The sequence below is a fragment of the Leptolinea tardivitalis genome, assembly GCF_001050275.1.
GTDB classification, from domain to species: domain Bacteria; phylum Chloroflexota; class Anaerolineae; order Anaerolineales; family Anaerolineaceae; genus Leptolinea; species Leptolinea tardivitalis.
In genome coordinates this window covers 313,621-328,789 of sequence record NZ_BBYA01000010.1, presented here as the reverse complement: position 1 = coordinate 328,789, position 15,169 = coordinate 313,621, and the positions used below count along the sequence as shown (strand labels likewise).

Here is a 15,169-nt window from a genome sequence, read left to right as displayed (position 1 = left end):
CAGGGAAAGCCGGTTATTTCACAGCATCTACAGACCCATCTTTGTCTTATGCTGGCTTAAGATTGCATACCTGTTTTTGGCATCCAGATTACCATCAACAGAGCGGCTATAAGGGCGAGAGAGCCGCCAAAAAGGAATGGGGCCGATGGACCAAAGCCGCTCCAACTGCCGGATCCCTGCCAGAGGAGGCCGGCGATTAATGAAGAGGGGAAAGCCAGTAATCCAATAACGGCATTGTATGTGCCATAGGCAGTTCCACGCAGATCATCAGGAACCAGATCGGCTACCATGGCATTGGCAGTTCCATACGCCATACCGTAATATAAACCATATACCACATAAAGAACCCATACCTGCCAGGCTTGTTGAGCCAGAGCAAAGCCAAAATAAATGGCCGCATAAACCAGCCAGCCTCCCACAATCAACCGGCGGCGGCCTATCCGGTCAGAGAGGGAACCGGCTGGAGTGGAAACCAGTGTGTATACCAGATTGAACGTTACCAGCATCAGGAGGATCCCGATAACCGAAATACCCAGGTTCTGGGCGCGCAATACCAGAAAGGCATCAGAAGAATTTCCAAGTGTGAAGATGCTGACAATTACGAGGAAAATATTGAATGGTTTGCCCATGTTCTTCAAAGAGAATCTGGGTAGAGCCCGCTTTTTTTCAACAGCCACATCTTCTGCCCCAACAGCCAATGACAGCACGCCCAGAAAAGCGGGTGCCAGACTCAGCAGCACGATCGTCTGAAAGGTGGATTTGGAGAGATCCAGGTTATTGGCCTGAGCCAGCCAGACAATGACAGCGGCAATGATCAGGCCGACCATTGCTCCGGCTGTATCCATGGCACGATGAAAACCAAAGGCCAGTCCGCGGGTTTCTTTCGTAACTGAATCGGCTACCAGCGCATCACGCGGCGCCGTGCGGATACCTTTGCCAATTCGGTCAGCCCACCGGACACCGGCTATTAATTCCCAGCTGCTGGCAAAATAAAAGAACGGTTTGGTAACGGCCGAAAGTCCATATCCTGCCACAGCCAGCCATTTGCGTCCACCGAGCTTATCAGACAACCATCCGGAAAAAAGCTTGAGAACACTGGCTGTCGTCTCCGCGATGCCCTCGATCAGACCGATAATACTGGTCTGCACACCAAGGACATTAGCCAGAAACAATGGAATGATGTTGATGACCATCTCACTGGAGATATCCATAAAGAAACTGGTAAAGCCAACCGCCCATACATTGCGCGGCAATTGCCGGATGGATGGTCGGGATGTTGATTCGTGGACGGTTTCTGTCATAATAACCTCATTATTTCTTGATTGGATTTTCTGATGCCTGATCCGTCAGGCGGCCAGGATCAAAACGCATTTTATGGTTATGGTCTGGGTCTTCATGTGCTACGACTTCGTCTGAAAAATGCTGAAATGTTTCCCGGCATTTTTCCAACCACTCAGACGCTTCAGAAGCCTGGTCGCCATCGCTGAAATCACGATTCTGGACTTTCTTGAACCATGATTCCAGCTTGTTTAGATCGACTTCGTTTTCTTCAAATTCAGCAAAGCTGAAATTTTTACGGTTGATTTCTTTTTCAATTTCTGCCAGAAAATGGGCGCATTGTTCCTTGAATTCGGCATATTCTTCAGCACGATCCTGACGGAAGTGATCAATAATATCTGCCTCGGTTTCTGTATCGAAAGCATTGGCAAAAAAAGTGCGGCTGATTCCCCCCTGTGCGGCGACGTAATTTTTCATCTCTTCGATCAATGTCTGGGCTGATTCAGAATACGGCAGCAGCCACAATCCGTTATCCAGACCGGCAGCCCCGGCGGAACGCATGCGCCGCCACAACGTCACCCGCGGACTGGATGGCGTGGCAGGGAGCTGCGGGCAAAACAACAGCCATTTATGATCCATAACACCTCTGAAATATCCGGATTTTGGCATGTAACACTTGTTGCATTATAGTATTCTTTTTCTTGTTTTGCAATAAGTGTTACAGAATAGATTAAGGAGGGATACTTTTAATATTGCGTCTTTATATCTCCACAAGAAAAGTAGAGATAGGATAAAAGACGCCTCAACAATATGATAATTTTCCGGGGAGAGTGGGTTGGCGTACGGGCAGGTAACAGGTAATCAGAATGCAGGTTTTTGCATGATCACCGTGGGAAGTCCGGCTGGGTTGAGGCCGGCCGGCTCAAGGTCAACAAACCCGAATCGGGTGTAAAGCGCCCTGGCGGGTAAACCGGCAGGCACACTCTCGTCATAGGTTTGAACCCGAACCGGACGCCGGATATCTAATCTTTCGAGGGCTGCTTCCAAAAGAGCCTGACCTATGCCCCTGCCACGGGCGGATTGTTTTACCACCAGCCAGAGGATCTCATTTTGTTCAGGATCAATGATCACCCCGCCAAGAACATCAGAAGTTTTCTCTTCTTTGGCGGCAATGGCCCGTCCGTCTTGTATGGCTTCGAGCAATCCTTTTCGAAAATCAGGATCATCTGCCATTGGTCCAAATAGGGGTTCAGCTTCGCGGGCAAGAGCTAACCAGGAAGATATTTCGTTTATAGTGGAGTTTGTGAGGGAAATGGGATTCATGATAAGTACAAATTCTGTTTTTATATTTTTACTTGTGAAGTATTGACCGGTTATTTTCATTAGTATGTCATTTTACCTGTAAATTCTTTGTAATATATTTTACAGGTAAATAATTAACGGGTAAAATAATGCTCATGGAAAAAACGGAAGAGTTGGGAAAGATGTTGTTTCATATCGCCAGACTGCATGCCACACGGGCAGATCAATGTATGGATAAGATTGATTTGTTCCGAGGTCAAGGGATGCTCCTAAAATTCATTGACCGGCATGATGGGTTAACTCATTCCGAAATTGCTGCAAAATTGAATATATCCCCGGCTGCCGTAACCAAAGTAATCAAACGTCTGGAAGAGCAGAAATACCTGATGCGTAAAAAAGACCCTGTAGATGAACGGATTTCAAGGGTTTATATTCAGGAGGAAGGTAAAAAGGTAGCCGACGAAATTGGCAGAAATTTTGAACAACTCGGTCGGAGTACATTCCAGGGATTTACAGACGAGGAATTGGATCAATTACAAAGCTATTTCTTACGCATTCAGGCGAATTTGCAAAATAATTTCTCTGAACCGATCCTGGTGGAACGACGCCATCCGGGATTTCATAGAAACCTTTAATCAATTTCAGAATGTATTCGGCTTAAGATACAGATTATCCCGATTCTGATGATGCAATCGGGTTTGACTTGATGGAATTGGAGGAGTCATTGATCAAAAAGTTAGCGGCTTATATAGGCCAATATAAGAAATATGTTTTAGTCGTGCCATTTGTGGTGTTATTGGACGTACTTTGTGAATTAAGTATGCCATTACTCATGTCAAAGATCGTGGATATCGGAATTCCTGGAAAAGACATCCGGTATATATCCAACATCGGCTTGATCATGGTCGGGTTGGCATTGGTGGCCATTGCCGGTGGTATTGCCAATATGTGGTTTACATCCAGGGGAAGCATGGGTTTTGGTGCCAACCTGCGCGATGCCTTGTTTGAAAAGTTGCAAAGTTTTTCATTCAAAAACATTGATCAGTTTAGCACGGCATCGCTGGTAACCCGTTTGACAAATGATGTCAACAACCTGCAACAAACCTTCATGATGTCACTGCGAATCTTGATGCGTGCCCCCATGATGTTGATTGTGTCATTTATTCTGGCATACAGCATTAACTCTGAATTGTCCATCGTATTGGCGATAGCCATACCGGTGTTGATAGCTTTTGTAGCCATAATTATGCGTTTTGCCGTCGGACGTTTCGGGGTGATGCAAGAGAAAATTGATGCCATTAATCGGGTAATCCAGGAAAACCTAATTGGCATCCGGGTGGTCAAATCGTTTGTACGGTCTGATTTCGAAATTAAAAAATTTCAGAAAGCCAATGATGATTTCACCAACAGTGCCATTCGGGCTATCACCATTGCCATCCTGACCATGCCTGTCATGATGTTTGTGTTAAATGGGGCTACCCTGGCAGTAATCTGGCTGGGTGGCGGTATGGTCATGCAGGGGACTCTGGGTACCGGTCAGTTGATCAGTTTCACCAGCTATATCATGCAGATCATGATGAGCGTGATGATGATTTCCATGGTGATGATCATGGGCGCCCGGGCAGAAGCCAGTGCAAAACGCGTGATTGAAGTGCTTGATACTGAAGTGGACATTGCAGAAAAACCGCAGTTTCCCAACCTCTTGCCTGATAAACCATCTGTGGATTCTTCACCACGAATTACGGCTGGTAAAGTGGAATTCCGGGATGTTTCCTTTAAATATAATCTCAATGATACAGAAGGCGATATCCTTTGCCATATTGACTTTACCGCCAACCCGGGTGAGGTTGTGGGTATCGTGGGGAGTACAGGATCGGGCAAATCAACCCTCATCAGCCTGATTCCCCGGTTATATGATGTAACCGAAGGAAAAGTGCTGATAGATGGTGTGGATGTGAGAGATTACGAACTTGAATCACTTCGAGAAGGAATCGGAGTGGTGCTGCAGAAAAATATCCTCTTCTCAGGTTCAATTAAAGAAAATCTGTTGTGGGGGAATAAGAATGCCACCGATGCCGAAATTGAAGCAGCATGCAAAGATGCTCAGATTCACGATTTCATTGCATCGCTTCCCAAAGGGTATGATACTGAACTGGGACAGGGTGGAGTCAACGTATCGGGTGGACAAAAACAGCGTCTGTGTATCGCACGTGCCATGATTAAAAAGCCGAAGATACTGATTCTCGATGACAGCACCAGTGCTGTGGATTCAGCTAACGAGGCAAAAATTCGCGAAGCCTTTAATAAAAGTCTGGTTGACACAACAGTCTTTATCATTGCCCAGCGTATCAGTTCCGTTCGAAATGCAGACAAGATTATTGTGCTCGATGAAGGAAAAGTGGTTGGAATGGGCACGCACAAAGAATTATTACAGCAGAATGATATTTACCAGGAGATTCTTGCTTCCCAGCGGGAAGGAGTTATGTCAAATGCCTGAAGAAAAACAGGAAGTCTCACGTTCACAAAATATTGGACCGCGCGGACCCGGTGGCGGCCCTATGCGAGCCTTTGAAAAACCCAAGAATGCCGGAAAGACCATCCGCCGATTACTCGGGTATCTTCAGGACCGGATTCTCGCTCTTATTCTGGTTGTTGTACTGATGTTTATTGGTTCAGCGGGAATGCTGGCCGGCAGCTACTTTATCAAACCAATCATCAACGATTACATCCTGCCGGGCGATATGCCCGGACTGGTGCATGCGTTGATGGTGCTTGGCGGCATTTATCTGATTTCCATCGCGGCCATGTACTTCCAGAATCGCATCATGATGCAGATCGCCCAGCGGACTGTCAATACCTTACGGCGCGAATTATTCACTAAAATGCAGGGATTGCCGCTGCGGTATTTTGACACCAAATCTCACGGTGAATTGATGAGCCGCTTCACCAATGATATCGATAATATCCAGACCACACTGGAACAGAGCCTCATTCAACTGATCTCCAGCATGGTCGGGTTTATTGGTTCTGTGGTGATGATGATCATCCTCAGCCCGACATTGTTTTTGGTTACATTTGTGCTCATTGCGGTGATTGTCTACATAACCCAGAATCTGGCCAAACGAAGCAGTAAAAACTTTGCCGCCCAGCAAAAAAACCTGGGTTACCTGAATGGTTATATTGAAGAAATGGTGGATGGGCTCAAGGTGGTTAAAGTTTTTACCTATGAAAAAGAAGCCATTGCCGAATTCCGTAAGCGGAATGAAGAATATCGAAAAGCCGCCACAGATGCGAACTTTTACGCCGGTATCGTGATGCCGATTGTGGGCAATTTGAACAATATTGCCTATGCCGCAGTGGCTCTGTTTGGCGGCATACTGACTGTAATGGGCCGCTTTGATGTGGGGTCATTGGCTGCCTTCCTTCAGTACTCGCGGCAGGTGGGGATGCCCATTCAAATGATGACCAATCAGCTTAATACCATCCTATCCGGTCTGGCAGGTGCCGAGCGAGTATTTGACGTGATGGACCAGCAGCCTGAATTGGATGAGGGCAAGATTACCCTTGTGGGTATGGTCAAAAAGGAAGATGGAACACTGGTTCCTACCACCAATGGAGCACATCCTACTCATTGGAGTTGGAAAATGCCATCATCCAACGGGCACCCTGAGTATGTTGAATTGAAAGGGGATGTACGGTTCCATAACGTAGATTTCAGTTACGAGCCAGATAAACCCGTGCTGAAAGATATTTCATTATTTGCTAAACCCGGTCAAAAAATTGCTTTCGTTGGTTCAACCGGCGCAGGCAAGACCACCATAACCAACCTGGTCAACCGGTTTTATGATGTGGATGAAGGTCAGATCACCTATGACGGAATCGATGTCAAACAGATACGGAAAGATGATCTGCGTATCTCGCTGGGTATGGTGCTTCAAGACACCCATCTGTTTAGCGGAACTGTCATGGAGAATATTCGTTACGGCCGGTTGGATGCGACAGATGAAGAATGTATTCAGGCCGCGAAGTTGACCAGTGCACACTCGTTCATCAAGCACTTGCCGGAGGGTTACAATACATACCTCACCGGCGACGGCGCCAACCTTTCACAGGGGCAGCGTCAGCTCCTGGCAATTGCCAGGGCTGCTGTGGCAGATCCACCGGTGATGATTCTCGATGAAGCCACCAGTTCCATTGATACCCGTACAGAACGCCTGATTGAGAAGGGTATGGATGCTCTGATGAAAGATCGGACAGTATTTGTCATTGCCCACAGATTATCTACCGTGCGCAATTCCAATGCGATTATCGTTCTGGAAAATGGTGAAATTATTGAACGCGGCGATCATGACAGCCTGCTGGAAGAAAAAGGCCGGTATTACCAGCTCTATACCGGGCAATATCAACTGTCTTGATTTTGCCAAGGCGGGTTGCGTCTACTGGTGCAACCCGCCTTTATTTATGTCCCGGATATATGGCAACCGGTTGATCTTCTCAACCAGACCAAACTAAGAATTTTCTAAATTTCAACCGGCAGGGGGATGGGGATATAGTATCATAACGAAAATCCCAGAGGTAGATTACCTGTATGGATATAAATAAGATTCGTCTGGATTTTCCATTCTTTGCTCAAAACTCTACAAAAAAACCCCAGATCTATCTGGATACTGCCTGCCAGAGTCTTCGTCCGCAGGTGGTGTTGGATGCCATGAATCGTTATTATCAGCTCGAACCGGCTTGCGGTGGACGAAGTATGCATCATCTCTCTGCGGCCGTTTCGAAGCAGGTGGATGAAACCCGTATGGCGGCCGCCCGGTTTTTTCATGCCTCGCGAAAAGAAGAGATCATCTTTACGCGCAACACAACAGAAGGGATCAACATCGTGGCCAATTCGCTTGGACTGGCTGCCGGGGACACTGTGGTTATATCGGGCAAAGAGCACAACTCGAACCTGATTCCGTGGCAAATGTTGGTTAGACGTGCCGGAATCAACCTGAAAATCATCCCGCCGCTACCGGATGGAACCTTCAACATACAGGAATTTGAGCAATTTATCGCAAGCGGTGTCAAACTGGTCTCACTGGGTATGACGTCCAACCTGGACGGCGTGACCATCCCTGCGGCGGAAGTGGTCAAAGCAGCCCATCGTGCCGGAGCGCTTGTGTTGCTTGATGCCGCACAAGCTGCACCCCACCGGCCGATCGATGTCAGATCACTGGATGTGGATTTTCTGGCGCTTTCCGGACACAAGATGTTGGGGCCTTCCGGAACCGGTATTCTGTACGGCAAGTATGCGCTTTTGGAAAAACTGTCTCCATTTTTGGTTGGTGGTGATACTGTTGCCACATCAACCTATGATTCCTGTGAATTTTTACCTCCCCCTGAAAAATTTGAAGCCGGGTTACAGGACTATGCCGGAATCTACGGCCTGAAAGCAGCCTTTGAGTATATTCAGAAAGTGGGATTTGACTTTATTCAAAAGCAGGAGACCAGCCTGAATGAGTTCATCACCGGGGAGATATCTTCACTTCCCGGACTGACGATCCTTGGTCCGGCGGATCCAAAATTGCGTGGCGGAATTATCAATTTCACCATTGAAGGAATTGACTCACACCGCATTGCCCTGATGCTGGATCAGATGGCTGGTGTAATGGTGCGATCCGGCCAGCATTGTGTGCATTCATGGTTTAATGACCGGCAGATCAAAGGTTCGGTGAGGGCTTCGACCTATTTCTACAATACACTGGAAGAAGCTGCTGTGTTCGTCGAAAACCTGAAGAAAATTCGAAAGGTGCTTTAGACCTCTATGTTTTGCATCATTTCATTCATCGTTCTATCGATTCTGGGTATATTCAGTGCTTCCAACCGTGAACTGGCCCGAGAAGCACTCGATTGTGTATTGCGAAGAGTGACATTACGACCCTGTACCACTGGTTTCGATGAAAAGATGAAAGCCAGGATTCTGGGAGTTGTTATCACGCGTTCGGAAGGGGCAGCTCGCTTCCTGAATCGCAATTTTGAACGCCTGGCATGGCTTTTTTTTGGTTTATTGCTGGCCAGCGTCATTTTTGCTGTACGTGGATTGTTCCTGTTCTATACAACCGGCAGCTGTAACGGCGCTAACTCCACTGAATTCTGTGTCTTCGATCCCACCGGAGCGAATAACCAGGTGTCCACCACCAGTCAGGTGTGTACAATTCCTGTAACTCCTGCACAAATGACCCTTAACTTGAAGAAAATCGACCTGACCCAATTCCCCACATTAAACCCGGGATCAGGGGATAACCTCTTTATGATTGCCTGTTATCACTGCGAATTTTCTCGAAAAACCTATCCGATCATTCGCAGTCTGGTTGACCGGTTTCATATTGGATTGACCTTCATTCACTACCCCGTCAAGGAACCAACCGATTCATTCTCCAAACTCGCTTACTGTGTGAATCAGTTGCAGCCGGATAAATTCTGGTCATTTAATGACCTGATGTTTGAAGGGGACAAAGCCAATCTGGATGATCCCACCTATATTAATGGTCTTCTGGGAAAAGCCGGTGTGGATGCTAAAAAAGTCAATGCCTGTATCGCTGATCCGGCCACCGAAACGGCGGTTAAAAAACAGATGGAGCAGGTCGCCAGCACTGGTTTTACTGGAACACCAACGATTTTCTACAAAGACCAGGTGTTCGTAGGTCCCAAACCTTACCGGGTATATGCCATTGCTCTGCGTGGGTTCTTCTACTGGTTGAGATAAAATCTGCCTCCTTTTTCCTGATCACAAACCGGTGTTCGTAGAATGTTCCGGTAATTTTGACAAACCGCTTATTCCTGACTTGAATGTTACACAAACAGAATAACCTAAATTGTTGGGTGGGATCAGAAATGATCCCACCCTGTCATTCAGTTTTTGCTACCTGAAATGGTTACTGTAATTAGGTTACCTTTTATTTCTGCCTTGTGCATATTTGTACCCTTCACCATCTCCATCAATTCTCCGGGAGTGTAGGCTGCGTCAATGGATGTAAACATGTATCGTCGTATAGATTTTGGGTTAGTGCCTGCCCACAGCAGCCATCGCATATAAATCGGCATATCTCTTCGCAAATCTGAGATGAAGTATCGTCCGCCAGGCTTGATTACTCGCATTATCTCATTGAATGTACCCAATGGATCCGCCCATTCATGCAAGGATCCGTTGGTAAACACAGCATCAAACCATCCATCATGATAAGGCAACTGATTCCCTTTTCCGGTTTCGTATGATGTACGGTCACTCAACCCGTACTCGCGAGCGTTTTTTTGAGCCAGAACAGTCATATCCGGGCTGATATCCAAACCGGTTAACCATGAATTTTGTGTATTTTTTAACCATTCCAATCCAAGATAGCCAGGGCCATGACCGATTTCGAGAGCATGTCCGCTGGAAATGCCGCTGGCGATTAATGCTTTAGTTTGAATCTGCCCTTTATCACGCAGATTACGCTGCAACACATCATATGTGCTGACGTTTACCTCTCCCTGAATCCCGTGGTCTGTTTCGGGAATACGTACTTTTGTCATTTCTTTTTCTCCTTATACAATATAGAATATACAAGCTAGAATATAAAATAAAAAAAATTACTTCTGTAGACTTTGTAAAACATTTCGGGTCCATTCATATTCAGATTGAAGATGAAAGCGGGTGTGACTGAAAATAGCCCTGGCTTGAGGTGGAACTTGAGGGTTCGTCAGTTGCTCTTCTTCATGTCCAGTCAGATAATGAAGCGAGTGCTCCAATTTCTTTAATCTCTCCTGCAAATACCCCACCACTTCTTCCCGGCTTAGGCGGTCAAGAAAAAATAGACAGATATCAATCTCAAAATATTGCTGTTCGGTATTCTGCCAGCTTTCACGGAGCAGACGTAAAAATTCTGTGTTTCCGGTAGATGTGATCTGGTAAACACTGCGGGATGGCCGTCCTCCTGTTTGTTCTGTGGCTATTTTTTCGACGAATCCTTCTTCCGCCAGTTTATCGAGAGCAAAGTAGATCGAACCGAATGCAATAGATGTCCAATCACCCATATGCTCTTCAATAATTTGCTTTATTTCGTACCCATAGAGCGGGCGGTCATGAAGAAGTCCTAAAAGTACCAACCTGACTGACATTATAACCTCAATATTGAATATTCTAGCTTGTATAATTGATTTTGTCAATACAACTTTCACCTTATTCTTTCATGTAAAAAATTATTTCTTTCCTGTAGACAACCGTTTTGTATGTTGTTATCAGACCTGGTACTGGTTCTACTTGAAATTTCGAATCGGTATAAAAATGAGCCTGCCGGATCTTCCTGGCAGGCTCATTTTTAACTTCTATTTATTTCACATCACCCTTCAATGTGGGTTGGATATCCTTTGTGTAGGCGGCATCTTCCATACCATACAGTTCTTTGTAAAATTCTTTGGATTCCTTAATAATATCCAGGTCCTTGAACAGATCGGGGTGCAGTTTTGTGGCGGCCCATTCCAGACCGAGGATCCAGCGGGTATCCGGCTGATCCCAACTGTAGATGTCGGTGGCAAAACCATAGACTTTGTTATCTTTTACGGCTTTCAACCCCTGCCACTGTGTATCGGCCTTAAGTGTTTTTACAGCTTCATCTACAGGGGTGGCATATGCCACAACAAAAATTACGTCTGGATTCCAGGCAGCCACCTGTTCCAGGTTTACCTTTGTCCAGCCTTTAGATGGATTGGCATCTTTCCATACCGGTTGACCACCGGCTGTCTGTACGATGTAGGTCTGCATCCAGCCAAGCGGCGGCACATTAAAGGAAACAGCTCCGTCTTTCTCAGAATAATAGAGAAGCAGGGTCTTTGGTTTTTGATCATCCTTCAGGTTGGAGATAACCTTTGTAACGGATTCAACCTTACCGGTGTAATACGCCATGATTTTCTCTGCCCGATCCGGATTCTGGAAAATCTGCCCCAAAGTTTTCATGTCGCGGGCATATTGATCGGCGGTCTCGAAATCAAGATAGACGACAGGGATGTTTAACTGCTCAAGCGGGTCACCCAGTGTAGATTTATTACTGCTTTTAAGAATCACGCAATCTGGTTTGGTGGCAGCAATCTGTTCAGCTCCAGCATTGCTTTCAAGGGTAATCTTGTCCTTAAAGGTCGGGTCAATTAAGGGTATGAAATTGCCGCTTCCCTGGGCGGTGGAACCCAATGAAACGATATTTTTGCCGGCTTCGGGGAAGGTGTAGATCGCATCGGCAATCATGAAGAGCGCTTTACCGGCAAGAACAATCCGTTTAGGGGTTCCGGACAGGGTGACACTGCGGCCAAGCGCATCTGTAATAGTAATACCGGAATCATGTGTTACTGATGGCGCGATACTGGCAGATGGTAGAAATGCAGAATTAAAGATGAATAGAAATGTTAATACGAGAGAAACCAACATTGAACGCATCAGAATTTCTCCTTCCAGATAATTCGAGTTTAACTGATTATTACCGAACATAATCAAAATATGAATACTCAATCATTGAGTATTCATATTCTAGCATAAATAGTTGTTTTTTCTGCATAATTAATGGAAAAGATGAATGAATGGATATGGAACCTGTTCTATCCAATCCCCCTATATCATTTAATAGATTCCGGGCCTCCCGAAAGTACCGACATGATGTTGATGTGGAAGATGTTATTCGTTATAGATTTTTTATCCCAGTCAGGAATAACGGCTTAACCCGACCACATGCCAGACCCAATAGCTCAGGTTGCCATGCGCACACATTCCCAGGACCAGCTTGTTTTCTTGATTATCAGGACCAATCCATCGATTAAGATCGCCTCACCCTGATTAATTTTCTCAAACACGTATCATTACATACCCGGTAGGGCCTGATTGGTTAAAAATTCCAATGAAATTGGCTTTATGAGGTTTTATTTTATGAATTCTATCAGCATCTCATTGACCAGTTCCGGCCGTTCATAATGCGGCACATGGCCGGCATCTTCGATCACCCGCCAGTTTGCCTGTGGAAGCAATTTGTGCACTTCCTCGCCAATAGTCAAGGGAATGGTCTGGTCGAACCGACCCCATAACAGCAGGGTAGGAATATCAGCCTGCCCTAATTGCTCATAGACAGATCGACTGTTGAACAATATACGTGTGCGGAGAGTTGAAAGGATTGCCCGCCGAAAACCTTCAATCTGCATCTGCGGTAGATAATCTGATACATATTGTGGAAATCGTTCGGGATAAAGCAGATCGCCGGCCATGCCAGAAGGCAGGGTGCGATGACCGGATAAAGCCAGTATCAATTCACCCAGAATGGGGGTCAGTAACAGTGATTGCAGATAGACCGGCAGATTCATCATACCGGCCGGGTCGATCAGCGCCAGACGATCCACCAGGTCTGGGTGGCGGTTGGCAAAAATGCTGGCCACCAGCCCACCCATGGAAGACCCCACCAGATTGACCGGTGTTTCGATATGAAGCGCTTGCAGAAGGTCAACAATCTGCCGGTCAAACAGATCTGGTCCGTATACCACATCCGGCCGGTCAGACCAGCCTCGGCCAAAATGATCGAAGCGCAATGTTCGGAAACCGGCATCTGCCAGCGGTTGAAAGGTATGCTCCCACAGGTAATGAGGAACAGAAAAGCCGTTAATAAAAATTACCGGTTTCCCGTTAATGGGACCGGCTTGCTCATACCACGTGTACCCATCTGTAAGTTTTATAAAGCTGCCTGGAATGGAGGCTCTTTCGGAATCATCCAGTTGTATCGTCTCTCTATTGAAAGCAAACCGGCGTCTGGTCATGAAATTATGGCCTCAATGATTTGTTCTATGGATATTGTGTTCACGACATGCCCGATTCTACTCCAAAGCCAGGTTCAACTTAAAACAAATGAAAAAACAACGAATAGGAACTGGCAATGAGCATCATCAAACCAAAAATTACAACCAGAAAGATTACCTTTCGGTTTGAACCGGCTTTTCGAGTGGGCGGTTCAATAATGGCGGCTTTAAGATTATTCTTTTTCCCTTCCACCACTCGCAGGTAGACCTGCTCCATGGGAAAGATGTTCCCGGTAGGCGTATTGATCGAATATTGACGATACTCGCTGGCTGCTGGATTCTCCGTCCATATGCCATTATTCTCCCGCCGGATGGTTTCGCCCAGGTAGGCTCCCCACACCTGAATGGTTCGATCGGGTACTTTTCCGGCATATGCCGGCGAAGTGATCAGACTGTGGGCACGATCCAGCAGCCTGTTCAGATCTCTTAAAGATTGCCGGGAGAAGTCGAGGGTGATGCCATAGTCTTTACGGGCAATCTCTACCGCTCGTCTGGCAAGTTCCTGCGGTGACTGTCCATAAGGGGTAAATTTCTCATCCATGCGCGACCTCGTCAGAGGCTTATGGTTATTACGACTTTCATTTTAGCATTCAAGTATGTAAGAAAAAACCTTTATGATCTGGCCAGCTAACCAGCTTTGGTGATTGGTAATTTTTCGCTTTATTCCATCTGATTGTTGGATAGATTCATGTAATTTACAGGATCTTCTAATCGATTTTTCTTATGAATTTTGATTTTCTGAAAAAACAGCTGGATGATTGGAATAACTTTAAATCCTCCGACTGTTTGACTTATTTCAGATTTTTATTTTAGGATGGTCAACAAAAGGCTTGAAAGATTCATAGACGCGCATCGAAATATTTAATTGTCTGGCAGATTGAAGAAGATCATAATACATGATTTGTAATTCATCCACCGCAGAATGCCGTTCCATAATCTTGCGAGCAGGGGCATTGGTTTTCATCATCCACCAGACAGCGACGGCTCCAGGTATCGCTGCCATATAAAAGGATCGGGCATCTTCAAAAGAGTGCGTATCAACTCCCAGTGCTTCACAAACCCCCAACGCTTCACGTCCAGCGAGAATCCCTAATCGAAGGTTGGAAATGCTGTTTAATAATTCTTTTGCACCCCCGGCTTTAAATGCCGCACCGATAATTCCGCAATTGATGGCAAAATGTACCCATAGCCAGTGTTGGATGTTGGGCCGGCTGTCAACTTTTAATCCAGCTTGCGTAAACAATTGACTAATTCTTTCCAACCGTGGAGTTATCTGTCCATTCATTTCCCCAAGTCGGATTTCATCCAGCACGGCTGCATCTAACCGGCCGTCACAAAAACCACCGCCAGCAACGGGAAATCCCCACAGATATTGTGATCGAGGCAGATAAGCATCCACCTGTTCAAGACCTCCCCAGATCCCATTGAAGAACAGAATGTCTGTATCTCCGGCGTTTTCTTTCAAAAGAGGTAATACTGATTTGAGCTGATAGTGCCTCACGCTGACAATGATCAAGTCATAAGGTGCATTTTCATTGAATTCTTCCGTTACATTCAGGTGATAAACTACATCTTCATCTCGCGGATTTTTCTTACGTCCATCCAGTAACCTTATGGGTAGTCCATTGACAAAATTCTGTTTTTTACCAGAACGCACATAATGGGTTAAATCGTTTCCAGACTGGCTCAATAGATATCCGTAAATACTGCCAATCACACCTGCACCAACGATCAATATTTTCAT

The 15,169-nt window shown here is 46.0% G+C and carries 14 protein-coding genes; 5 read left to right on the top strand and 9 right to left on the bottom strand.

Annotated features, from left to right (window positions below):
- Positions 1–56 precede the first annotated feature (56 nt).
- The 3 genes from LTAR_RS11045 to LTAR_RS11035 form a co-directional block, all read right to left on the bottom strand.
- Positions 57–1,301, bottom strand: coding sequence for an MFS transporter (locus LTAR_RS11045; protein WP_062422302.1), 1,245 nt, complete (start codon positions 1,299–1,301; stop codon positions 57–59).
- A gap of 10 nt (positions 1,302–1,311) precedes the next feature.
- A complete protein-coding gene (locus LTAR_RS11040; protein ID WP_139044514.1) occupies positions 1,312–1,917 on the bottom strand; it encodes a Chromate resistance protein ChrB in 606 nt (201 codons plus the stop codon).
- 222 nt (positions 1,918–2,139) lie between these two features.
- Entirely contained in the window at positions 2,140–2,601 is a 462-nt protein-coding gene (locus LTAR_RS11035) for a GNAT family N-acetyltransferase (protein ID WP_081419971.1), read from the bottom strand.
- Positions 2,602–2,735: 134 nt separating this feature from the next.
- Here LTAR_RS11035 and LTAR_RS11030 point away from each other — a divergent pair, with 134 nt between their 5' ends.
- The 5 genes from LTAR_RS11030 to LTAR_RS11010 all read left to right on the top strand — a co-directional run bounded on the left by LTAR_RS11030 (position 2,736) and on the right by LTAR_RS11010 (position 9,328).
- Positions 2,736–3,215 carry a MarR family winged helix-turn-helix transcriptional regulator gene (locus LTAR_RS11030; RefSeq protein WP_158423434.1) on the top strand — a complete coding sequence of 160 codons (480 nt, stop codon included), beginning with the start codon at positions 2,736–2,738 and terminating at the stop codon, positions 3,213–3,215.
- 89 nt (positions 3,216–3,304) lie between these two features.
- Positions 3,305–5,077 (top strand): ABC transporter ATP-binding protein, encoded by a 1,773-nt coding sequence (locus tag LTAR_RS11025; RefSeq protein WP_201775980.1) that lies wholly within the window; start codon positions 3,305–3,307, stop codon positions 5,075–5,077.
- A 61-nt stretch (positions 5,078–5,138) separates the two neighbouring features.
- Positions 5,139–6,995, top strand: a complete 1,857-nt coding sequence (locus LTAR_RS17435; RefSeq protein ID WP_062422655.1) for an ABC transporter ATP-binding protein — start codon at positions 5,139–5,141, stop codon at positions 6,993–6,995.
- A gap of 173 nt (positions 6,996–7,168) precedes the next feature.
- Positions 7,169–8,380, top strand: a complete 1,212-nt coding sequence (locus LTAR_RS11015; RefSeq protein WP_062422298.1) for an aminotransferase class V-fold PLP-dependent enzyme — start codon at positions 7,169–7,171, stop codon at positions 8,378–8,380.
- Between the two features lie 6 nt (positions 8,381–8,386).
- Positions 8,387–9,328: a DsbA family protein gene (locus tag LTAR_RS11010; RefSeq protein ID WP_062422297.1), complete on the top strand. Its 942-nt coding sequence runs from the start codon at positions 8,387–8,389 to the stop codon at positions 9,326–9,328.
- Between the two features lie 146 nt (positions 9,329–9,474).
- Here the strand turns inward: LTAR_RS11010 and LTAR_RS11005 are convergent, their stop codons facing one another.
- From LTAR_RS11005 to LTAR_RS10980, 6 genes are all read right to left on the bottom strand, one after another.
- The gene (locus LTAR_RS11005) at positions 9,475–10,134 is read right to left on the bottom strand and encodes a class I SAM-dependent methyltransferase (protein WP_062422296.1); all 660 of its coding nucleotides are present in this window, start codon (positions 10,132–10,134) and stop codon (positions 9,475–9,477) included.
- 57 nt (positions 10,135–10,191) lie between these two features.
- The gene (locus LTAR_RS11000) at positions 10,192–10,719 is read right to left on the bottom strand and encodes a PadR family transcriptional regulator (protein ID WP_062422295.1); all 528 of its coding nucleotides are present in this window, start codon (positions 10,717–10,719) and stop codon (positions 10,192–10,194) included.
- Positions 10,720–10,930: 211 nt separating this feature from the next.
- Positions 10,931–12,028 carry an ABC transporter substrate-binding protein gene (locus LTAR_RS10995; RefSeq protein ID WP_062422294.1) on the bottom strand — a complete coding sequence of 366 codons (1,098 nt, stop codon included), beginning with the start codon at positions 12,026–12,028 and terminating at the stop codon, positions 10,931–10,933.
- A gap of 476 nt (positions 12,029–12,504) precedes the next feature.
- Entirely contained in the window at positions 12,505–13,386 is an 882-nt protein-coding gene (locus LTAR_RS10990) for an alpha/beta fold hydrolase (RefSeq protein ID WP_062422293.1), read from the bottom strand.
- Positions 13,387–13,465: 79 nt separating this feature from the next.
- On the bottom strand, positions 13,466–13,966 hold the full coding sequence (locus tag LTAR_RS10985) for a hypothetical protein (protein ID WP_062422292.1): 501 nt from the start codon (positions 13,964–13,966) through the stop codon (positions 13,466–13,468).
- 255 nt (positions 13,967–14,221) lie between these two features.
- Positions 14,222–15,169, bottom strand: coding sequence for a ketopantoate reductase family protein (locus LTAR_RS10980; protein ID WP_062422291.1), 948 nt, complete (start codon positions 15,167–15,169; stop codon positions 14,222–14,224).